This window comes from Leclercia sp. GHBNCSD (assembly GCF_055805075.1).
In genome coordinates, this window is the sequence record NZ_JBQVYO010000001.1 from 2,885,830 (window position 1) to 2,906,686 (window position 20,857).

Consider the following 20,857-nt stretch of genomic DNA (forward strand, 5'->3'; position numbering starts at 1 on the left):
GTAACTCTCACCCTTTTTACATCTGAGGTCTTATGTCTGTGGTAATGAGCGAAGCCTGGCGCCAGCGTTTTGGTGGCACCGCACGTTTATATGGTGAAAAAGCCCTGCAACTGTTTGCCGATGCGCACATCTGCGTGGTCGGCATTGGCGGCGTCGGCTCATGGGCAGCGGAAGCGCTGGCACGAACCGGGATCGGCGCCATTACGCTTATCGACATGGACGACGTCTGCGTCACCAACACTAACCGGCAGATCCACGCCCTGCGCGACAGCGTCGGGCTGGCGAAGTCAGAGGTGATGGCGGATCGCATTCGCCAGATCAACCCGGAGTGTCGCGTCACCGTCATTGATGATTTTGTGACCGCCGATAACGTGGCGCAGTATATGGGAGCTGGCTACAGCTACGTGATTGACGCCATCGACAGCGTGCGCCCGAAAGCGGCGCTGATCGCCTGGTGTCGCCGCAATAAAGTGCCGCTGGTGACCACCGGCGGCGCGGGCGGGCAGATCGACCCGACGCAGATCCAGGTGACGGACCTGGCGAAAACCATTCAGGATCCGCTCGCGGCCAAGCTGCGCGAGCGTCTGAAAAGCGATTTTGGCGTGGTGAAAAACAGCAAAGGCAAGCTCGGCATCGACTGCGTCTTTTCAACGGAAGCGCTGGTCTATCCGCAAGCGGACGGTTCAGTCTGCGCCATGAAAAGCAGTGCGGAAGGGCCAAAACGGATGGATTGTGCCTCTGGGTTTGGCGCGGCCACGATGGTGACCGCGAGCTTTGGTTTTATCGCCGTCTCTCATGCGCTGAAAAAGATGATGGCGAAGGCGGAACGTCAGGCCTGACGCGCCGCTTCCAGTACCGCGTCACTGAGCGCAGCCAGCCCCTGGCTGCGCGAGGCGCTAAGCTGGCCGCGTAGCCCCAGCGCATCGAACAGCGCCAGCGGGTTCTCCTCCAGGATCTGCGCGGCGCTTTTCCCCTCAATGGCCGTCAGCAGCACGGCCAGCAAGCCGCGAACAATCCGTCCTTCGCTGTCGCCATAAAAATGCAGCTTATCCCCAATTTTTGTAACGCCAAGCCAGACGCGGTTCTCGCAGCCGGGGATCTCTTTCGCCTGCGTTTTGAGTTCATCGGACAGCGCAGGGAGCTGCTTGCCCAGCAGGATCAGCTGGCGATATTTGTCTTCCCACTGGGTCAGCGGGGCAAAGGTCTGTTTTAACGTCTCTTCAGTGATGACGGTGCCGAACGGATGTCCGGCCAGGGTTGGGCTTGTCATTAATCCACCAGTAAAGCTAGAGCGCGATCGACGGCGGCAACCAGCGCGTCGACATCGCTTTGGGTGTTATAGGGAGCAAACGAGGCGCGCAACGTGCCGTTGACGCCCAGCGCCGCCAGCAGCGGCTGGGCGCAATGCTGGCCGGCGCGCAGGGCAATGCCATACTCCGCCAGCAGCGTCACCATGTCGCTGTGATGAACCCCGGCAAAATCGAATGCCAGCAGGCTCGAATCCTGTACCCGGAAGGAGCGAAAACCGGGGCGTTGTTTCAGCGCCTCTTCCGCCAGCGTTGCCAGCCCGCGGCTCCAGCTCTCTGCCTGTTGCAGATCGAGATCCGCCAGCCACTCCAGCGCCGCGCTCAGGCCAATGACGCCTGCGACATTTGGCGTCCCGGCTTCCAGACGATAAGGCACCTGCTGAGTTTTAAAGCCCTCGAAAGTCACCTCGGTGATCATCTTGCCGCCGCCGAGCCACGGGGTCATCTCCTCCAGCAGCGCCGCTTTGCCGTACAGTGCGCCAATACCGGTAGGACCGTACAGCTTATGTGCGGAGAAGGCATAGAAATCGATATCCAGCTGCTGTACGTCCGCCGGGAAGTGGACCACCCCCTGGGCGCCATCCACCATCACCACCATCCCGCTCTCATGGGCGAGGCGGATGGCGCGGGCCAGATCCGGGCAGCCGCCGGTGACGTTGGACATCTGCCCGAGCGCGAGAATGCGGCTACGCGGGGTGATCAACTCAGGCAGGCGAGCCACATCCGCCAGGCAGTCTGTGCCAATCGGGAGCTTAACCACCTTTGCGCCGGTCTGTTCGGCGACCATCAGCCACGGCACGAGGTTAGCGTGGTGTTCCGCCTCGCTGACAATAATCTCATCGCCCGGCTGCAGGCGCGGGCGGGCATAACATTGCGCCACCATGTTGATGGCTTCGGTGGTGCCCCGCGTCCAGACAATATTTTTGCCGCTTTCAGCGTTAAGCAGACGGGCAACCTGATCGCGCGCCGCTTCATAGCGTGCGGTTAAGCGCTGCGCCTCGGCAAACTGGCTGCGATGCACATTGCCAGCGCTCAGGCTGTAAAACTGGTTGGTGGCCTCAATCACTGCCTGAGGCTTAAGGGCTGTCGCAGCGCTATCAAGATAGACACCGGCATCGGCCAGGGCCGGAAACTGGGCGCGAAAATGGGCAGGGCTGAATGCGTTCATGGAATTCCTCTTCGTGATGATGAGATCGTCGCGCAAATTCCGCAGCAGGGCAAGAAGGTTGATCTCTATCGGAATTGTCTGTTTATCCTGGCGCAACAGACGAAGCAGGTTATGCTGAAATAGAGTCAGGAGAATGTCTTAGCCTGTTAATAAACACGCTTGAAATAGCATTAATTGCTGAAGGAGAAGAAAATGAAAAAGACTATCGCAATCGCCTCTGCCTGTATGCTTACCTTTGCCCTGAGCGCCTGTTCTGGCAACAACTATGTCATGCACACTAACGATGGCCGCTCTATCGTATCAGAAGGTAAGCCGCAAACTGATAATGATACCGGCATGATCTCGTATAAGGATGCTAACGGGAATAAACAGCAGATTAACCGTAGTGATGTGAAAGAGATGGTTGAGCTGAATAAGTAAGGATACAGCAGACAAAAAAAAGCACCGCAATTGGGCGGTGCTACATTAATCACTATGGACAGACAGGGTAAATGTACAGGAAGTGAAAAGGTGGTAGTTTTCCTACCGTGGTCTGAATCGCAGACCAATTGCAAACACAACAACACAACATCACAACCGTAAGCCAAAAGCCCATCAGAACACGCATTCCAAAAAAAGCTTTTCGTTCCGGCTCAGGAAGTGCCGCCACTATAGGTATTTGCTGGTAGTTCCTCAACGGACAATTTATAATGGTTCAGATAAAAAAAACTAATAGGTTAAACGTTGTTTCCTGTTTGTTAAAAGCCGTTAACATCTAAGCCAGATAACCATGTCCAAGCGATTACCACCACTTAATGCATTACGTGTATTTGATGCTGCTGCGCGCCATCTGAGCTTCACGCGCGCGGCCGATGAACTTTTTGTGACGCAGGCCGCAGTCAGTCATCAAATCAAGTCTCTTGAGGATTTTCTGGGCCTCAAGCTGTTCCGCCGCCGCAACCGTTCCCTGCTTCTGACGGAAGAGGGGCAGAGCTATTTTCAGGATATCAAAGAGATATTTTCCCAGCTTACCGAGGCTACCCGTAAGCTGCAGGCGCGCAGTGCCAAAGGGGCACTGACGGTCAGTTTATTGCCAAGTTTTGCCATTCAATGGCTGGTGCCGAGACTCTCAAGCTTTAACTCAGCTTATCCGGGAATCGACGTTCGCATCCAGGCGGTCGACCGTCAGGAAGAGAAGCTGGCAGACGATGTCGACGTAGCGATTTTTTATGGCCGGGGCAACTGGCCAGGGCTGCGTGTTGAAAAATTGTACGCAGAATATTTGCTGCCGGTCTGCTCGCCACTACTCTTAACAGGCGAAAAAGCGTTAAAAACGCCGGACAATCTGGCGCAACACACGCTTTTGCATGATGCTTCTCGCCGCGACTGGCAAACGTATACCCGGCAGCTTGGTCTTAACCATATCAATGTGCAGCAGGGGCCCATCTTCAGCCACAGTGCGATGGTGTTACAGGCTGCCATCCACGGACAGGGCGTGGCGTTGGCAAACAACGTGATGGCGCAGTCCGAAATTGAGGCTGGCCGCCTGGTCTGCCCTTTTAATGATGTTTTGGTCAGCAAGAACGCATTTTATCTGGTTTGTCATGACAGTCAGGCAGAACTGGGTAAAATAGCCGCGTTTCGCCAGTGGATCCTGGCAAAGGCGGCCAACGAGCAAGAAAAATTCCGCTTTCGGTACGAGTAACACTTTCTTTTGCGTGCAGGGCGCGCATAACTTCAGGACAGAAACATGACCAGCCGTTTTATGCTGATTTTCGCCGCGGTGAGTGGCTTTATTTTTGTTGCGCTGGGCGCCTTTGGCGCACATGTATTACGCAAATCCCTGGGTGTGGTGGAGATGGGCTGGATCCATACCGGTCTGGAATATCAGGCGTTTCATACCCTGGCAATCTTCGGACTGGCTGTGGCGATGCAGCGTCGCATCAGCATCTGGTTTTACTGGAGCAGCGTATTTATGGCGCTGGGCACCGTGTTGTTCAGCGGTAGCCTCTATTGCCTTGCGCTGTCGCATTTACGCCTGTGGGCGTTTGTTACCCCGGTGGGCGGCGTCAGCTTCCTGGTCGGGTGGGTATTAATGTTAATCGGTTCGTTCCGTCTGAAACGCAAGGGCGTTGTTCATGAATAAAGTTGTCTTATATTGTCGCCCGGGCTTTGAAAAAGAGTGTGCCGCGGAAATTACTGATAAAGCCGCGAAGCGTGAAGTCTTTGGTTTCGCTCGCGTGAAAGAGAATGCGGGCTACGTTGTTTTCGAATGCTATCAGCCCGAAGATGCCGATAAACTGGTTCGCGAACTGCCGTTCAGCTCGCTGATTTTTGCCCGTCAGATGTTTGTGGCCGGTGAGCTGCTGCAGGATCTGCCGCCAGAGGATCGTATTACCCCTATTGCCGGTATGCTGCAGGGCGTTGTGGAGAAGGGCGGTGAGCTGCGCGTTGAGGTGGCCGATACTAACGAAAGCAAAGAGCTGATGAAGTTCTGCCGCAAATTCACCGTGCCGCTGCGCGCCGCACTGCGTGACAGCGGCGTGCTGACCAACTACGAGACGCCAAAGCGTCCGGTGGTGCATGTCTTCTTTATCGCCCCGGGCTGTTGCTACGCCGGGTATTCCTATACCACCAACAATTCGCCGTTTTACATGGGGATCCCGCGTCTTAAGTTCCCGTCCGACGCGCCGAGCCGTTCCACCCTCAAGCTGGAAGAGGCGTTCCATATCTTTATTCCGGCCGACGAGTGGGATGAGCGTCTGGCAAACGGGATGTATGCGGTGGATCTGGGGGCCTGTCCGGGGGGCTGGACCTATCAGCTGGTGAAACGCAACATGTGGGTCTACTCCATTGATAATGGCCCGATTGCGCAAAGCCTGATGGACACAGGCCAGGTGACCTGGCTGCGCGAGGATGGTTTCCGCTATCGTCCGAACCGCAATAACATCTCGTGGCTGGTGTGCGATATGGTAGAAAAGCCGGCCAAGGTGGCCGCGCTGATGGCTACCTGGCTGGTCAACGGCTGGTGCCGCGAGGCGATTTTCAACCTCAAGCTGCCGATGAAAAAGCGCTACGAAGAGGTTTCCCAGAACCTGGCATACATCCAGACCCAGCTTGCAGAGCATGGCATCAATGCGGAGATCCAGGCGCGTCAACTGTACCACGACCGCGAAGAGGTTACCGTGCATGTACGCCGCTGGTGGGCTGCCGTAGGTGGCCGTCGCGACGAGCGGTAATCTGTACAACGCCCGGAGGCGCTACGCTTACCGGGCCTACAACACCCCTCGTCCCGCAGGCCCGGTAAGCGCAGCGCCTCCGGGCATGACGTCACACTCGCTCTAACCTGAGCTGCTGCAAATTCCCGTCTAGCTGTAAATCCGTCTGCAATCGCGCCACGTCCCGGCAGATAAAGGCCATCTCTTTGTGCGCCTCCAGCTTTTTGCGCCACTTCTCCGGCACCTCATCCAGATGGGCGTAAATCCCTTCCAGATCCTGAAAATCAGCCAGCAGTTGGGCGGCACTTTTCGGGCCAATGCCCGCCACGCCCGGCACCCTTGAGCTGCTGATCCCCGCCAGTCCCCAGTAATCCGGCAGCTGCTGGGGTGATACGCCAAACTCACTGGCGATAAAGGGCGCGTCGAGCCAGCGTTTCTGAAAATAGTCGCGAATGCGAATGGTGGGGGAAAGCAGCTGACAATAGCCTTTGTCCGTCGAAACAATGGTAGCCTGATGGCCTGCACTGGCCACTTTGACCGCCAGAGTCGCCGCGAGATCGTCGGCTTCGTTGCCCTGAGCACCCCAGCAGGGAACCCCTCGCTGCTCAAAGGCGGCGCGTATCACAGGCATTTCGTCGTGCAGATCGTCCGGCATCGGCGCGCGGCCAGCTTTATAATCCGGCAGACGCTGGTGACGCCAGCCGCTGTTGCGGGCTTCATCGTCAAAAACGGCAACCGCATGGCTGGGCTGGCTGTGACGAATAAGCTGCTCCAGAGCATGCAGGCAGGTATCCTTGCAGGGGGTGCCCTGTACCGCATGAATGCGGCGGATAAGATTCAGCGCGTCGACAATAAGCAAATGAACAGCCACAGATAATCCCTCTTATATCCAGTGGATTAAGGGTAACACCGTCGGCAGAATGAAACTACGAGAGGCGGGAAGAACGGGAAGGAGCCTCGCAAAACAAGGCTCCTTTTGAGGCTTAGTCGCAGGTCACGATCTTCATCGCCAGACCACCGCGAGAGGTTTCACGGTATTTGGCGTTCATATCTTTACCGGTTTCATACATGGTCTCGATCACTTTATCGAGGCAGACGCGCGGCTCGCTGGTGCGGCGCAGCGCCATACGTGCGGCGTTCACCGCCTTCACGGAGGCAATGGCATTACGCTCGATACAGGGCACCTGCACCTGGCCGGCAACCGGATCGCAGGTCAGACCGAGGTTATGTTCCATGCCAATTTCTGCCGCAATGCAGACCTGCGCCGGACTGCCGCCCAGCAGCTCTGCCAGACCCGCTGCCGCCATGGAGCAAGCCACGCCCACTTCGCCCTGACAGCCCACTTCGGCGCCAGAGATCGAGGCGTTCATCTTATACAGCGAGCCAATGGCGCTGGTTACCAGCAGATAGCGGGCCAGTGAGTTGGCGTTTACTTCGCGGATAAACTTGTCGTAATAAGCCAGCACCGCAGGAACGATACCGCAGGCACCGTTCGTTGGGGCCGTTACTACGCGGCCACCCGCGGCGTTCTCTTCGTTCACCGCCAGCGCGAACATATTGATCCAGTCCACGACCGCCATCGGATCGCTGGTGGTTTTATCGCTGCTCACCAGCATACGACGCAGGGCCGCAGCACGGCGTGGAACACGCAGTTTACCGGGCAGCACGCCCTCGGTGGTGATACCGCGCTCAATACCGCCGCGCATCACTTCCCAGACGTTAGCAAAGTGCTGTTCCAGTTCTTCTTTGCTGTGTAGCGCCAGCTCGTTTTTCATCATCAGGCCGGAGAGGGAGAGGCCGCTCTCCTGGCAATGACGCTGAAGGTCGGCAGCCGTTTTATACGGGTACGGCACCGCGACAGGCGCGCTCTCTTGCTGCCCAAAATGGTCTTCGTCGACGATAAAACCGCCGCCGATAGAGTAATAGGTTTGGCTGTAAATCGCCTTGTCGCCTGCCAGCGCGGTGATGCGCATACCATTTTCGTGCAGCGACAGGTTGTCGGCGTGGAAATTCATGCAGCGATCAACCGGGAATTCAACTTCATGCTCACCGTTGGCCAGCAGCAGTCGGCCATGGGTGTTAACGTCCTGGATAAAGCCCGGGATGGCGTCAATATCAACACTATCCGGCAGGTTGCCCGCCAGGCCCATAATGATGGCGATATCGGTATGGTGACCTTTGCCGGTCAGCGACAGGGAGCCATAGACATCTACAACTACGCGGGTGGTGTCGTGCAGCATTCCGCGCGCAATAAGATCGTCCGTGAACTGTTTACCTGCTTTCATTGGCCCGACGGTGTGCGAGCTGGAAGGACCAATACCAATTTTAAAAATATCGAAAACGCTAATCATGATGCGTCCGTTGCTTTACGTCAGAGGAGTAGATTGCGCCATCCGAAGATGGCGCGGGAGGCATTACGCGAACAGCGAATAGAAGATAGCGGAGATAGCAATCAGACCCATAACCACAACGAAGACGTTGCTGATCTGGCCGCTGTATTTACGCATCGCTGGCACTTTCTGAATGGCGTACATCGGCATCAGGAACAGGATCATCGCGATGACCGGGCCGCCCAGGGTTTCGATCATGCCGAGGATGCTCGGGTTCAGGGTCGCAACCGCCCAGGTGGTCAGCAGCATGAACAGGGCAGTAATTTTGTTCAGCTTGTTGATTTCAATGCTCTTACCTTTACCGCGCAGAGATTTAATCACCATACCGTTAAAACCTTCACGCGCGCCCAGGTAGTGGCCGAGGAAGGATTTAGTGATAGCGATAATGGCGATGATTGGTGCCATCCAGGCAATCACCGGGGCATTAAAGTGGTTCGCCAGGTAAGAGAGAATCGAGATGTTCTGCTCTTTCGCTGCCGCCAGATCCGCCGGGGAGAGGCTCAGTACGCAGCTGAAGACGAAGAACATAACGGTCAGCACCATCATCACGTGAGCGCGAGCCAGGATACTGGAGCACTTCTTCTCGGCGCCCTGGCCGTACTCTTCACGCTTCGCCACGGCGAAGGAGGAGATGATCGGCGAGTGGTTAAAGGAGAAGACCATTACCGGGATTGCCAGCCACAGGGTCATCCACAGGCCATTACCGGTGGCGGACGCGCTGCTCAGGGAGAGGGTTTCCAGCGCTGCGCCGTTCCACTGAGGGATCAGGTAGCAGGCCAGCACCATCAGGGCGATAACGAACGGGAACACCAGCACGCTCATCGCTTTTACAATCATCTGCTCACCGAAGCGCACGATAGTCATCATGCCGACAATCAGGATCAGCGACAGAATGGCGCGCGGTGGCGGCGTCATGCCCAGCTGGTGGGTCATAAAGCTGTCAACGGTGTTGGTGATAGCCACGCTATACACCAGCAGGATTGGGTAGATGGCAAAGAAGTAGAGCAGGGTAATCAGCTTACCTGCGCCAATCCCGAAGTGCTCTTCAACCACTTCAGTGATGTCTTCGCCCGGATTTTTGCCGGAGAGCACAAAACGGGTCAGGCCGCGGTGTGCGAAGTAGGTCATCGGGAACGCAATGATTGCCATGATGATCAGCGGAATTAAGCCGCCAACACCCGCGTTAATAGGCAGGAAGAGAACACCAGCGCCGATTGCTGTGCCGTACAGGCCAAGCATCCACATGGTATCGGTTTTACGCCATCCGCTTCGGGTTTCAATCGAAGCAACGGTGCTGGTTTGAGTGGTTTCCATCTGTGTCTCCAGGAAGTAGCTAATGTCAGGTTTCTGGTCAAATTCGATGCAAAAAGGGCTAATCGTAATATGAAATTCGCTCAGTGACGGTTTTTATATAATTTTTCTCCGTAACTATCGGCGGGCGGAAAGATACATTTTCGTAATGGATCTATCAGTGATCCCGATCTCAAATGCAATAATCTACTTTTGAGGTGGATATCTTTAGACCATTTATCTGCTAATAAAACATCACAGCGAATTTCTGGGCGCGAAGGCTAACATTAACGATATGTAGCGTGATAGAGAGCCCGGGAATATAGGTGTCATACGCTGTAAAAGTGAGTTTTTAGAGGATTTTTTCGTGATTTAAAACGTTTGTAGCTAATAAATAACGCTTAGAAATTGTACGTAATCGTTTGCGTTTGGTTATCTAAACGCAAAAAGATAAGTTACGGTGATATCTCAAGCCACGCCATGTGGCTGAAGGGAATAAAAAAGCCGGGCGGCTGAAGGCGATTCCCGGCGGGGGAGAGTGAGAAGGTGCCCGACACGCAGCCGAGCACGGGTGTTATGCGCAAATCTCGTAGCAGGGGATGTAGGCGCTGCCCGGAAGTTTCATACGATGCTGAGCGACAAAGCCCTGGAGCAGATCGTCCATGCGGCGCATCATTTCGCGGTCGCCATGAATTTTATAGGGACCAAACTCCTCGATGGCCTGGATACCCACCTCTTTAACGTTACCGGCCACGATGCCTGAGAAGGCGCGACGCAGATCGGCGGCCAGCGTTTCAACCGGCTGATCGGGGTAGAGCTTCAGGTTAGCCATATTTTCATGGGATGGCTCAAACGGGATCTGCAGATCGGGCGAAATACGGATCGACCAGTTAAAGCTGTAGGCATCCCCGGTATCCCGGCGGTTCTCTTTCACCAGCGGCATGGCCTTTTTCATCTGGCGTGCCACTTCTGCGGCATCGTCAATAATAATGCGATAGTGACGACGGGCCGTTTCTCCCAGCGTATGCACAATGAACTCATCCAGGACGCGGAAGTAGTCGGCGCTCTCTTTCGGGCCGGTGAGGATCAGCGGCAGCACCTGATCGTGGTTTGCCGGATGCATCAGAATGCCCAGCAGATAGAGCAACTCTTCTGCTGTCCCTACGCCGCCCGGGAAGATGATAATCCCGTGGGCGATACGGACAAACGCCTCCAGACGTTTCTCAATGTCCGGCATGATGATCAGTTCGTTAACCAGCGGATTGGGTGGTTCAGCGGCGATAATAGACGGCTCGGTCATACCGATGAAGCGGCCCTCTTTGTAGCGCTGCTGCGCATGGCCCACTGCCGCTCCCTTCATTGGCGCCTCCATCGCACCCGGGCCACAGCCTGTGCAGATATTCAGCTCGCGCAGACCCAACTGGGTGCCCACGCGACGGGCGTAGAGATATTCGGTTTCGTTAATGGAGTGACCACCCCAGCACACCACCATGCTTGGCGCTTCGCCCACGTGCAGAGCACGGGCGTTACGCAGAATAGAGAAGACCAGGTTGGTAATATGAACGGAGCTTTCCAGGTTCAGATGCTGAAAACGACCGGCGTTATTGATCTGGCCGTTCACAAACAGGATATCGCGCAGGACCGCAAACAGGTTGGCCTGCAGCGCACGAATGATGCGCCCGTCAACAAAGGCCTCTTCTGGCGGGTTAATCAGTTCCAGCTTTACGCCACGTTCGCGGCGCAGGACATTGATATCAAAGCTTTCAAAGCGCGACAGCAACTCTTTGCTGTTGTCGGTGAGGCTACCGGAGTTCAGAACGGCAAGTGAACAGTTGCGAAACAATTGATAAAGATCGCTGCTGGCCGTGCTCTTGAGCATGTCCACTTCCAGCTGCGACAACATATCCATTGAGCCAAGCGGGCTAATATGTGTAATCAAGTGAGCTCCTTACGGGACGTTTATCGTCTTTCCCCGTTGATTACAATAGCCCTGGCTTATGACCTTTCACAACCTAAAGCGCGGAACATACCGCGCATATTATAAATTTATTTATTTTACTGACGTACTAACCGACCGATGGCAGGAACAAAATCGGTATTGCTGCGCCACGGGTTGATATCCAGTCCGCCGCGTCGGGTATAGCGGGCATAGACGCTGAGCGCCTCCGGCTGGCAGAAATGAAGAATATCGTTGAAGATGCGCTCCACGCACTGCTCGTGGAACTCATTGTGGTTACGGAAGGAGACCAGGTAGCGCAGCAGCTTCTCACGATCGATTTTTGCCCCGCGATACTGGATCTGCACCGAACCCCAGTCAGGCTGATGGGTAATCAGGCAGTTGGATTTGAGCAGGTGGCTGACCAGCGTCTCTTCCACCACTTTGCCGCTGGCACTCTTTTCCAGCCACGCGGTGTCAAACTGATAGTTGTCAATCTCAATATCTTGATCGTCGATGCAGGTGCCGTGGAAGTGGGCGATGGGCTGGCCTTCAAGCTCATCAATCCGGTAGAGCGCCACCGTGACCTTGCCCTGGGCACAGGCGCTTAAATCCCTCTCCAGAGTGCGCTGTACCGCTTCCCAGCTCTCAAAGCGGGTCTGGTTAAAGCTGTTGAGGTAGAGCTTAAAGCTTTTGGACTCCACCAGATTGACGCTGGTGTAATCCAGCTCAACATGACCCACTGCCACCTGCGGTAAACCGCGGGCGTTAAGCCAGGAGAGCTCGTAGAGCGTCCAGATATCGCCGCCGTGGAAAGGCAGGGCATCGGCCTTCAGGCCCAGCGGATCGCGGTTGAGGCTGCGCGGCACCCCCTGCAAAAGGCTGGCATCGTAGATGTCGCGGTAGGCTGTGCTTTTGCCCAGCGTCAGGCCCGATAAGGCATCATGGTTTTCGTAAGACATGTTTCATTGTCACTTTAAAGGTAAACTATGGGCTGAGTGTATCCTGGCTTATATGAAGAGAGAAACCGGTGGATAAAGAGACTGCTGCTGCGTTAACCGCATTTACCACGCGTTACTGTGACGCCTGGCATGAACAGAAAGCGTCATGGCCGCAAAGCGAAGAGCTGTACGGCGTGCCTTCACCCTGCATTATCACCTCTTCCGGCGAGACCGTGACCTGGCAGCCGCAGCCGTTTACCGCTGAGCAGAGTGTAAAAGCCATTGAACGTGCCATGGACATTGTGGTACAACCTCCGGTTCACGCGTTCTATACCACACAGTTCGCCGGGGATATGTGCGCTCGCTTTGATAATGAAGCGATGACGCTGCTGCAAACCTGGAGCGAAGAAGACCTGCTGCGCGTGCAGGAGAACCTGATTGGGCACCTTGTTACCCAGAAGCGCCTGAAGCTATCGCCAACGTTGTTTATCGCCACGCTCGACAGTGAAATGGACGTTATCTCTGTCTGCAACCTTACAGGTAACGTGATAAAAGAGACGCTGGGTACGCAGAAGCGTCAGATCCTCTCCGCTTCCCTTGCGGATTTTCTTAATCATCTTCATCCCGTAGTGTAATCCTGCATACTACTGCGCGTGTGAGAGATCTCTTACAGAGTTTGTGAGAGATCGCCCTTATTAGTTGAATGCTTTAACCATCCCGCTATTTAATAATCACTAATTTATCAGTAACTTGTCTTTTTAAAACGCTTAGCACAGATACGCAAACTTTTTAATTTGGCTTACGTAGTACCTTGTAAGACGAAGCGGAATCATGGATTCTATCTCCGTCGACAGGAAGCCGACACAAGAAACGAACATCAGGATGATGACGTTTCTTAATAAGGACACGTCAGGAAGACGCTACAAGGAAGGCTTCAGGATGAAGCAAGAGGATCACGCAGGACGCGTTGAAGGACACCTCCAGGAAGGAGAATGAGAGCCGGTACAGATGTCCGGTGGGTCAGGAAGACCAGGACGCTTCAGGAAGAAGCAGTCACATCAGGACGATGTGCGCAGGATGCAGCGGTCAAGGGAAGACCAGGCCTTAGGGTCAGAGGAAAAGTTGTCACGGATGAGCAGGGAGCACTAAAAGTAGCTGGATTGCTACGAAACGAACCGGGAGCACTGTTTTTACAGTGCTCCCTTTTTTTATTTCTGCGTGGTCTTTGCTATGCTGCGCGCCGTTCACATTTTCAGTTGAGGTTTGTATGACCCATCACGACAACGTGCGCGCGCAACTGCACGCCATTGAAGCTTTACTGCGCGACCATCAGCTGTGGCAGGAGACGGCGCCGCAGCCAGAGGCTTTTGAGAGCACGCAACCTTTCTGTATGGATACCCTGGAGCCGTTTGAGTGGCTGCAATGGGTCCTCATTCCCCGCATGCATGCACTGCTCGACAGCGGCCATCCGCTACCCCAGAGCTTTGCCGTGGCGCCCTATTATGAAATGGCGCTGGACGCTGCTCATCCGTCACGCGACGCGGTGCTGGCCGTGCTGCTGGCCCTCGATACGCTCTTCGGCGACGAAGCATGATCGAGATCCTCTATCAGGATGAGTGGCTGGTCGCTGTTAATAAGCCCTCCGGCTGGCTGGTGCACCGTAGCTGGCTGGACCGGGATGAAAAAGTGGTGGTGATGCAGACGGTGCGCGACCAGATCGGTCAGCATGTCTTCACTGCCCACCGTCTGGACAGACCCACTTCCGGCGTTCTGCTGATGGGGCTCTCCAGCGAGGCCGGTCGACGTCTGGCGCAGCAGTTTGAGCAGCATCAGATCCAGAAACGCTACCATGCGATTGTCCGGGGCTGGCTGACAGAGTGCGCCACGCTCGATTACCCCCTGACGGAAGAGCTGGATAAAATTGCCGATAAGTATGCCCGCGACGACAAAGGCCCGCAGCCCGCGGTAACCGACTATCGCGGCATGGCGACCACTGAAATGCCCGTTCCCACCAGTAAGTTTCCCACCACGCGCTATAGTCTGATTGAACTGGAGCCGAAAACCGGGCGTAAGCACCAGCTGCGACGCCACCTTGCCCATCTTCGCCATCCGATCATCGGCGACAGCAAGCATGGCGACTTGCGGCAAAACCGCAGCGCCGCGGAGCATTTCGGCTGCCATCGTCTGATGCTACACGCCAGCCAGCTGCAACTTATCCATCCGTTTACCGGCAAGCCACTGACGATCCGGGCCGGGCTGGACGAGGTGTGGATGCAGGCGTTGTCACAGTTTGGATGGCGCGGACAACTCCCCGAAAATGAAAGGGTTGAGTTTGACGTAACCAACGTTCAGGATGATCGGAACGAGCGTTTAATCAGGGAGTAAAACATGGCGGTAATCGGAATTTTTGTCGGCACGATGTACGGTAACTCGCTGCTGGTGGCAGAAGAGGCCGAAGCGATTCTGGCAGGCATGGGTCATAAAGCCACGGTCTATGAAGATCCCGATCTGGCCGACTGGGAAAAATATCAGGGCCAGTATGTGCTGGTGGTCACCTCGACAACCGGGCAGGGCGATCTCCCGGACAGCATTGTTCCGCTATTCCAGGGAATTAAAGATAAGCTGGGTTATCAGCCGGAAATGCGTTACGGCATTATTGCGCTCGGTGACAGCACTTACGCGAATTTCTGCGGTGGCGGTAAGCTGTTCGACGCTCTGTTACAGGAGCAAAGCGCGCAGCGCGTGGGTGATATGCTGATGATTGACGCCTCTGAACACCCTGAGCCGGAAGGCGAATCCAATCCCTGGGTTGAACAGTGGGGCACATTGCTAAAATAAGTTCCTGCCCTCCCTGAGCGGAGGGCCAGAACCCTTTGCCAGTTAACAAAGCGACCATGCAGCCAGTATAAGTTAACTGAATCGAGTAAGCTTTGGGCAATCGCCCGTAAATCCTCATCTGAAGCGCGGTTATTAGCAGGCATTTTCACTGCGTCAAGCGACCTGTTTCACACTCCCGTTATTCCCTGGCACTGGCCTCCCCCTTACGGGCAGGCAGTTTTCATTTCCGTGAAGTCTCTTCCATTGTCCTGGGCTTTTGCCACAAACAACCGCACAGAGCCGTGCCAATGTTGTGTTGATGCACGGTGAGAGGGGCCAGGTTCCTTTCTTATACTTTTTCCGCCAGTTAATAAAAATGCAGTCAGTAAGGCGAAACGACCTACATGTTCGAACTGCAAAAACACATACACGTCATTCTGATTACCCTACGGTTGAGCTGTTCAGAATGAACGTAGCGAAAACGCTATGATTCAGGAGTGCAAGAATGAGTTCATTAAGCCAAGCGGCGAGCAGCGCTGAAAAGCGTACTAACGCCCGCTACTGGATAGTGGTGATGCTGTTTATCGTCACATCCTTCAACTATGGCGACCGCGCCACCCTGTCGATTGCCGGTTCAGAAATGGCAAAAGATATCGGTCTGGATCCGGTCGGTATGGGGTATGTTTTCTCGGCATTTTCATGGGCCTATGTTATCGGCCAAATTCCTGGCGGTTGGCTGCTGGATCGCTTCGGTTCAAAACGCGTCTATTTCTGGTCCATTTTCATCTGGTCCATGTTTACCCTGCTGCAGGGCTTTGTCGATATCTTTAACGGCTTTGGCATCATTGTCGCGCTCTTTACCCTGCGCTTCCTCGTCGGGCTGGCAGAAGCCCCATCCTTCCCCGGCAACAGCCGAATCGTGGCTGCCTGGTTCCCGGCTCAGGAGAGGGGAACGGCGGTCTCCATTTTTAACTCTGCACAATACTTTGCCACCGTCATCTTTGCGCCCATCATGGGCTGGCTGACGCACGAGGTGGGCTGGTCGCATGTGTTCTTCTTTATGGGCGGTCTGGGCATTGTGATCAGCTTTATCTGGCTGAAAGTGATCCACGAACCGAACCAGCATCCCGGCGTAAACCAGAAAGAGCTGGACTACATTGCCGCAGGCGGCGCGCTGATCAACATGGATCAGGCGAGCAGCAAAGCGAAAGTCCCGTTCAGCCAGAAATGGGGCCAAATCAAACAGCTGGTGGGTTCCCGCATGATGCTCGGGATCTATCTCGGCCAGTACTGCATCAACGCCTTAACCTACTTCTTTATTACCTGGTTCCCGGTCTATCTGGTGCAGGCGCGCGGCATGTCGATTCTGAAAGCCGGGTTTGTCGCCTCCGTTCCGGCAATCTGCGGCTTTGTGGGCGGCGTACTGGGCGGGGTAATTTCCGACTGGCTGATGCGTCGTACTGGCTCGTTGAATATCGCCCGTAAAACGCCAATCGTGCTGGGTATGCTGCTCTCCATGACGATGGTGATGTGTAACTACGTGAACGCAGAGTGGATGATTATCGGCTTTATGGCGATGGCCTTCTTCGGTAAAGGTATCGGGGCGCTGGGCTGGGCGGTGATGGCAGATACCGCGCCGAAAGAGATCAGCGGTCTGAGCGGCGGTCTGTTCAACATGTTCGGCAACATCTCCGGGATCGTCACCCCGATCGCCATTGGCTACATTGTCGGTACCACCGGTTCGTTCAACGGGGCGCTGATCTACGTCGGTATCCATGCCCTGGTAGCGGTACTGAGCTACCTGGTCCTGGTGGGTGATATCAAACGTATCGAGCTGAAACCTGTTACGGAGCGTTGATGATGAGTATGCAATCCAGCCCTGTCGTCACTGAAATGAAGGTTATCCCGGTTGCCGGCCAGGACAGTATGCTGCTGAACATTGGCGGCGCGCATAACGCCTGGTTTACCCGTAATATCGTGGTACTGACCGATAACGCCGGGAATACCGGCGTAGGTGAAGCGCCTGGCGGCGAGGTGATCTACCAGACCCTGGTGGATGCCATTCCGCAGGTGGTGGGTCAGGAGGTGGCGCGCCTGAACAAAGTGGTGCAGCGCGTACACAAAGGCAACCAGTCTGCCGATTTCGATACGTTCGGCAAAGGTGCCTGGACCTTTGAGCTGCGGGTGAATGCGGTGGCGGCGCTGGAAGCGGCGCTGCTGGACCTGCTCGGCAAAGCGCTGAACGTGCCGGTGTGTGAACTGCTCGGCCCTGGAAAACAGCGCGATGCGGTCACCGTGCTGGGCTATCTCTTCTACCTGGGCGATCGCACCAAAACCGATCTCCCTTACCTCGAACGTTCGCCGGGCAGCCACGAGTGGTATCACCTGCGCCACCAGGAGGCGCTCTCCAGTGAGGCGGTGATCCGCCTCGCGGAAGCGGCGCAGGATCGCTACGGCTTTAAGGATTTCAAACTGAAAGGCGGCGTTCTGCCGGGCGAGCAGGAAATTGAGAGCGCCCGCGCCCTGAAAAAACGCTTCCCGGATGCCCGCATTACCGTGGATCCCAACGGCGCCTGGCTGCTGGATGAAGCTATCGCCCTGTGCAAAGGGCTGGGCGATGTCCTGACCTACGCCGAAGATCCGTGCGGCGCCGAGCAGGGTTTCTCTGGCCGTGAGGTGATGGCGGAGTTCCGCCGCGCCACGGGCCTGCCGGTAGCGACCAACATGATCGCCACCAACTGGCGCGAGATGGGACATGCCGTCATGCTCAACGCGGTCGATATTCCGCTGGCGGACCCGCACTTCTGGACCCTTTCCGGCGCGGTACGGGTGGCGCAGCTGTGCGATGACTGGGGCCTGACCTGGGGTTGTCACTCCAACAACCACTTTGATATTTCGCTGGCGATGTTTACCCATGTCGGTGCCGCCGCACCGGGCACGCCGACCGCTATAGACACCCACTGGATCTGGCAGGAAGGCGAAGCGCGCCTGACTAAAAATCCACTCGAAATTAAACACGGCAAGATTGCCGTACCTGACGCTCCGGGGCTTGGCGTGGAACTTGACTGGGATCAGATCCACAAAGCGCATGAGGCGTATAAGAAACTGCCAGGCGGCGCGCGTAATGACGCAGGCCCGATGCAGTACCTTATCCCCGGCTGGACCTTTGACCGTAAACGCCCGGCGTTCGGTCGCCACTGATTAAAGGATGGAATTATGAGCACGTCTACTACTCCTGTTGTGACCTCCATGCAGATTATCCCGGTCGCGGGTCATGACAGCATGCTGATGAACCTGAGCGGCGCCCATGCCCCGTTCTTCACCCGTAATATTGTGATTATCAAAGATAACGCCGGTCACACCGGGGTAGGTGAAATCCCGGGTGGCGAGAAGATCCGTAAAACGCTGGAAGATGCGATCCCGTTAGTGGTGGGTCAAACCCTGGGCGCCTATAAAAACGTTCTTAACGCCGTCCGTAACGAATTTGCCGACCGTGACGCAAGTGGCCGCGGGTTGCAGACCTTCGACCTGCGCACCACTATCCACGTGGTGACCGGTATTGAAGCGGCGATGCTCGACCTGCTGGGCCAGCATCTGGGCGTTAACGTCGCCTCCCTGCTGGGTGACGGGCAGCAGCGCACCGAAGTTGAGATGCTGGGCTACCTGTTCTTTGTGGGCAACCGCAAGCTGACCCCGCTGCCGTACCAGAGCCAGCCGGATGAGCAGTGCGACTGGTATCGCCTGCGCCATGAAGAGGCGATGACCCCTGATGCGGTGGTCCGTCTGGCGGAAGCCGCCTACGAGAAGTACGGCTTTAACGATTTCAAACTCAAGGGCGGCGTGCTGGCAGGAGAAGAAGAAGCCGAATCGATCATTGCACTGGCGAAACGCTTCCCACAGGCGCGCGTCACCCTCGATCCAAACGGCGCATGGTCGCTGGACGAGGCGATCCGCATCGGTAAGCGTCTGAAGGGCGTGCTGGCCTATGCGGAAGATCCGTGCGGTGCCGAGCAGGGCTTCTCCGGGCGTGAAGTGATGGCCGAGTTCCGCCGCGCCACCGGTCTGCCAACCGCCACCAACATGATCGCCACCGACTGGCGTCAGATGGGGCATACCCTGTCGCTGCAGTCGGTGGATATCCCGCTGGCGGATCCGCACTTCTGGACCATGCAGGGCTCGGTGCGCGTGGCGCAGATGTGTCACGAGTTCGGCCTGACCTGGGGTTCGCACTCCAACAACCACTTTGATATCTCGCTGGCGATGTTCACCCACGTGGCCGCTGCCGCGCCGGGCAACATCACCGCCATCGACACCCACTGGATCTGGCAGGAGGGCAACCAGCGCCTGACCAAACAGCCGTTCGAAATCAAGGGCGGTATGGTGCAGGTACCAACCACACCGGGTCTGGGCGTGGAGCTGGATATGGATCAGGTGATGAAGGCGCACGAGCTCTACCTGCAGCACGGTCTGGGCGCACGCGACGACGCGATGGCGATGCAGTACCTGATTCCGGAGTGGACCTTCAACAACAAACGCCCTTGCATGGTGCGTTAAGTCCGGTGCCGGTTCCTGCGGGAGTCGGCATTATCTCTTGCGTGACGGGTGTATGCTTATGGTAGTCAACATGCGTAAGGACGGCTTATGAAAATAGTGATCGCACCGGACTCTTACAAAGAGAGCCTGAGTGCCCTGGCAGTGGCAACGGCGATAGAGCAAGGATTTTGCGAGATTTTCCCCACGGCGGAGTACGTGAAACTGCCGGTTGCCGATGGCGGGGAGGGCACCGTGGAAGCGATGGTCGCCGCCACCCAGGGTGAAATTATTCAGGTACGCGTAACGGGGCCGCTCGGCGAGCATGTTGACGGTTTTTATGGCCGCTCCGGCGATGGAAAAAGCGCATTCATCGAGATGGCGGCGGCCAGCGGTCTGGAGCTGGTTCCCCCGGCCCAGCGCAATCCGCTGAAAACCACCTCCTGGGGAACCGGGGAGCTGATCCGCCATGCCCTGGATGCAGGCGTAAAACATATCATCATTGGGATTGGCGGCAGCGCCACTAACGATGGCGGCGCAGGGATGGTGCAGGCGCTTGGTGCGAAACTGCTGGACGAACAGGGTCACGCCATCGGTCCCGGCGGCGGTGAACTGGAAAGGCTGGCACGTATCGATATCAGCGGTCTGGATAAACGACTGACGGCGTGCCGCATTGAGGTGGCATGCGATGTCACTAACCCGCTGACCGGCGACAATGGCGCGTCCGCCGTGTTTGGTCCGCAAAAGGGGGCGACCTCAGAGATGATCGTGCGCCTCGATCGCGCGCTGACGCAGTATGCCCGGATCATCGCCCGCGACCTGGACGTTGACGTGCTCGGGCTGGCGGGTGGCGGCGCGGCGGGCGGTATGGGCGCGGCGTTGTATGCGTTTTGCGGCGCGCAGCTGCGCCAGGGTATTGAAATCGTCACCGATGCGCTCAATCTCGACGGCCTGGTGGCCGATGCCGATCTGGTGATCACCGGCGAAGGGCGGATCGACAGCCAGACCGTTCATGGCAAAGTGCCGGTAGGGGTGGCGAAGATTGCCAAACGCTACAATAAACCGGTCATTGGCCTCGCGGGCAGCCTGACGGCGGACGTCGGCGTGGTGCATGACCATGGCATCGACGCGGTGTTCAGCGTGATTTATACCGTCTGTACGCTGGAAGAGGCGCTGGAAGAGGCCGAAGAAAACGTGCGGATGGCGGCCCGCAATATCGCCGCCGTATTAAAAGTGGGAAGGGGGCTGTAATCCCTTCTGTTCCCCCTCTTCCTGTCGGGA

General features: G+C 56.3%; 20 protein-coding genes. 13 read left to right on the forward strand and 7 right to left on the reverse strand.

Features of this window, described 5'->3' with window-relative positions; genetic code table 11:
- Positions 1-32: 32 nt before the first annotated feature.
- Positions 33-839: a tRNA cyclic N6-threonylcarbamoyladenosine(37) synthase TcdA gene (gene tcdA / locus ACT3IC_RS13945; protein WP_103180953.1), complete on the forward strand. Its 807-nt coding sequence runs from the start codon at positions 33-35 to the stop codon at positions 837-839.
- On the opposite strand, the gene csdE is transcribed toward tcdA, so the two are convergent.
- Both csdE and csdA read right to left on the reverse strand, forming a co-directional pair.
- A complete protein-coding gene (gene csdE / locus ACT3IC_RS13950; protein WP_103180952.1) occupies positions 830-1,270 on the reverse strand; it encodes a cysteine desulfurase sulfur acceptor subunit CsdE in 441 nt (146 codons plus the stop codon). The genes tcdA and csdE overlap by 10 nt on opposite strands.
- A complete protein-coding gene (gene csdA / locus ACT3IC_RS13955; protein ID WP_159339805.1) occupies positions 1,270-2,475 on the reverse strand; it encodes a cysteine desulfurase CsdA in 1,206 nt (401 codons plus the stop codon). Before csdA ends, csdE begins: the two co-directional genes overlap by 1 nt.
- Before the next feature lie 192 nt (positions 2,476-2,667).
- Here csdA and ACT3IC_RS13960 point away from each other — a divergent pair, with 192 nt between their 5' ends.
- The 4 genes from ACT3IC_RS13960 to rlmM all read left to right on the forward strand — a co-directional run bounded on the left by ACT3IC_RS13960 (position 2,668) and on the right by rlmM (position 5,693).
- Positions 2,668-2,895 carry a YgdI/YgdR family lipoprotein gene (locus tag ACT3IC_RS13960; protein ID WP_039029916.1) on the forward strand — a complete coding sequence of 76 codons (228 nt, stop codon included), beginning with the start codon at positions 2,668-2,670 and terminating at the stop codon, positions 2,893-2,895.
- 349 nt (positions 2,896-3,244) lie between these two features.
- Complete coding sequence (gene gcvA / locus ACT3IC_RS13965) at positions 3,245-4,159, forward strand: glycine cleavage system transcriptional regulator GcvA (protein ID WP_103180950.1); 915 nt, start codon at positions 3,245-3,247, stop codon at positions 4,157-4,159.
- Between the two features lie 45 nt (positions 4,160-4,204).
- The gene (locus ACT3IC_RS13970) at positions 4,205-4,600 is read left to right on the forward strand and encodes a DUF423 domain-containing protein (protein WP_039029918.1); all 396 of its coding nucleotides are present in this window, start codon (positions 4,205-4,207) and stop codon (positions 4,598-4,600) included.
- Positions 4,593-5,693 (forward strand): 23S rRNA (cytidine(2498)-2'-O)-methyltransferase RlmM, encoded by a 1,101-nt coding sequence (rlmM, locus tag ACT3IC_RS13975; RefSeq protein WP_103180949.1) that lies wholly within the window; start codon positions 4,593-4,595, stop codon positions 5,691-5,693. The genes ACT3IC_RS13970 and rlmM overlap by 8 nt, the downstream gene beginning before the upstream one ends.
- Before the next feature lie 91 nt (positions 5,694-5,784).
- Here the strand turns inward: rlmM and xni are convergent, their stop codons facing one another.
- The 5 genes from xni to queF all read right to left on the reverse strand — a co-directional run bounded on the left by xni (position 5,785) and on the right by queF (position 12,250).
- On the reverse strand, positions 5,785-6,543 hold the full coding sequence (gene xni / locus ACT3IC_RS13980) for a flap endonuclease Xni (protein ID WP_473477862.1): 759 nt from the start codon (positions 6,541-6,543) through the stop codon (positions 5,785-5,787).
- Positions 6,544-6,655: 112 nt separating this feature from the next.
- Positions 6,656-8,023: an L-serine ammonia-lyase gene (locus ACT3IC_RS13985; protein WP_156655174.1), complete on the reverse strand. Its 1,368-nt coding sequence runs from the start codon at positions 8,021-8,023 to the stop codon at positions 6,656-6,658.
- A 63-nt stretch (positions 8,024-8,086) separates the two neighbouring features.
- Entirely contained in the window at positions 8,087-9,376 is a 1,290-nt protein-coding gene (locus tag ACT3IC_RS13990) for an HAAAP family serine/threonine permease (protein WP_103180946.1), read from the reverse strand.
- 550 nt (positions 9,377-9,926) lie between these two features.
- Complete coding sequence (gene ppnN / locus ACT3IC_RS13995) at positions 9,927-11,291, reverse strand: nucleotide 5'-monophosphate nucleosidase PpnN (protein WP_103180945.1); 1,365 nt, start codon at positions 11,289-11,291, stop codon at positions 9,927-9,929.
- A 116-nt stretch (positions 11,292-11,407) separates the two neighbouring features.
- Complete coding sequence (queF, locus tag ACT3IC_RS14000) at positions 11,408-12,250, reverse strand: NADPH-dependent 7-cyano-7-deazaguanine reductase QueF (protein WP_103180944.1); 843 nt, start codon at positions 12,248-12,250, stop codon at positions 11,408-11,410.
- Positions 12,251-12,318: 68 nt separating this feature from the next.
- Here queF and syd point away from each other — a divergent pair, with 68 nt between their 5' ends.
- The 8 genes from syd (at position 12,319) to ACT3IC_RS14040 (ending at position 20,827) form a co-directional block, all read left to right on the forward strand.
- Positions 12,319-12,864, forward strand: a complete 546-nt coding sequence (syd, locus tag ACT3IC_RS14005) for a SecY-interacting protein (protein ID WP_103180943.1) — start codon at positions 12,319-12,321, stop codon at positions 12,862-12,864.
- Between the two features lie 632 nt (positions 12,865-13,496).
- Positions 13,497-13,823 carry a YqcC family protein gene (locus ACT3IC_RS14010; RefSeq protein ID WP_103180942.1) on the forward strand — a complete coding sequence of 109 codons (327 nt, stop codon included), beginning with the start codon at positions 13,497-13,499 and terminating at the stop codon, positions 13,821-13,823.
- Positions 13,820-14,614, forward strand: coding sequence for a tRNA pseudouridine(65) synthase TruC (gene truC / locus ACT3IC_RS14015; RefSeq protein WP_103180941.1), 795 nt, complete (start codon positions 13,820-13,822; stop codon positions 14,612-14,614). Before ACT3IC_RS14010 ends, truC begins: the two co-directional genes overlap by 4 nt.
- 3 nt (positions 14,615-14,617) lie before the next feature.
- Entirely contained in the window at positions 14,618-15,067 is a 450-nt protein-coding gene (locus tag ACT3IC_RS14020; protein ID WP_103180940.1) for a flavodoxin, read from the forward strand.
- A gap of 484 nt (positions 15,068-15,551) precedes the next feature.
- Positions 15,552-16,904, forward strand: a complete 1,353-nt coding sequence (gudP, locus tag ACT3IC_RS14025; protein WP_103180939.1) for a galactarate/glucarate/glycerate transporter GudP — start codon at positions 15,552-15,554, stop codon at positions 16,902-16,904.
- 2 nt (positions 16,905-16,906) lie between these two features.
- Complete coding sequence (locus ACT3IC_RS14030) at positions 16,907-18,247, forward strand: glucarate dehydratase family protein (RefSeq protein WP_263951645.1); 1,341 nt, start codon at positions 16,907-16,909, stop codon at positions 18,245-18,247.
- A gap of 12 nt (positions 18,248-18,259) precedes the next feature.
- Positions 18,260-19,600: a glucarate dehydratase gene (gudD, locus tag ACT3IC_RS14035; protein ID WP_168192060.1), complete on the forward strand. Its 1,341-nt coding sequence runs from the start codon at positions 18,260-18,262 to the stop codon at positions 19,598-19,600.
- A gap of 87 nt (positions 19,601-19,687) precedes the next feature.
- Positions 19,688-20,827 carry a glycerate kinase gene (locus ACT3IC_RS14040; protein WP_103180937.1) on the forward strand — a complete coding sequence of 380 codons (1,140 nt, stop codon included), beginning with the start codon at positions 19,688-19,690 and terminating at the stop codon, positions 20,825-20,827.
- Positions 20,828-20,857: the final 30 nt, after the last annotated feature.

Excerpts from the sequence above, each read along its gene's own strand:
- ACT3IC_RS14030 (WP_263951645.1), top strand. The coding sequence starts at position 16,907 with ATGAGTATGCAATCCAGCCCTGTCGTCACTGAAATGAAGGTTATCCCG.
- gudP (WP_103180939.1), top strand. The coding sequence starts at position 15,552 with ATGAGTTCATTAAGCCAAGCGGCGAGCAGCGCTGAAAAGCGTACTAAC.
- ACT3IC_RS13960 (WP_039029916.1), top strand. The coding sequence starts at position 2,668 with ATGAAAAAGACTATCGCAATCGCCTCTGCCTGTATGCTTACCTTTGCC.
- ACT3IC_RS14020 (WP_103180940.1), top strand. The coding sequence starts at position 14,618 with ATGGCGGTAATCGGAATTTTTGTCGGCACGATGTACGGTAACTCGCTG.
- ACT3IC_RS13970 (WP_039029918.1), top strand. The coding sequence starts at position 4,205 with ATGACCAGCCGTTTTATGCTGATTTTCGCCGCGGTGAGTGGCTTTATT.
- csdE (WP_103180952.1), bottom strand. The coding sequence starts at position 1,270 with ATGACAAGCCCAACCCTGGCCGGACATCCGTTCGGCACCGTCATCACT.
- csdA (WP_159339805.1), bottom strand. The coding sequence starts at position 2,475 with ATGAACGCATTCAGCCCTGCCCATTTTCGCGCCCAGTTTCCGGCCCTG.
- rlmM (WP_103180949.1), top strand. The coding sequence starts at position 4,593 with ATGAATAAAGTTGTCTTATATTGTCGCCCGGGCTTTGAAAAAGAGTGT.
- ACT3IC_RS14010 (WP_103180942.1), top strand. The coding sequence starts at position 13,497 with ATGACCCATCACGACAACGTGCGCGCGCAACTGCACGCCATTGAAGCT.
- tcdA (WP_103180953.1), top strand. The coding sequence starts at position 33 with ATGTCTGTGGTAATGAGCGAAGCCTGGCGCCAGCGTTTTGGTGGCACC.
- gcvA (WP_103180950.1), top strand. The coding sequence starts at position 3,245 with ATGTCCAAGCGATTACCACCACTTAATGCATTACGTGTATTTGATGCT.
- truC (WP_103180941.1), top strand. The coding sequence starts at position 13,820 with ATGATCGAGATCCTCTATCAGGATGAGTGGCTGGTCGCTGTTAATAAG.
- ACT3IC_RS14040 (WP_103180937.1), top strand. The coding sequence starts at position 19,688 with ATGAAAATAGTGATCGCACCGGACTCTTACAAAGAGAGCCTGAGTGCC.
- ACT3IC_RS13990 (WP_103180946.1), bottom strand. The coding sequence starts at position 9,376 with ATGGAAACCACTCAAACCAGCACCGTTGCTTCGATTGAAACCCGAAGC.
- ACT3IC_RS13985 (WP_156655174.1), bottom strand. The coding sequence starts at position 8,023 with ATGATTAGCGTTTTCGATATTTTTAAAATTGGTATTGGTCCTTCCAGC.
- queF (WP_103180944.1), bottom strand. The coding sequence starts at position 12,250 with ATGTCTTACGAAAACCATGATGCCTTATCGGGCCTGACGCTGGGCAAA.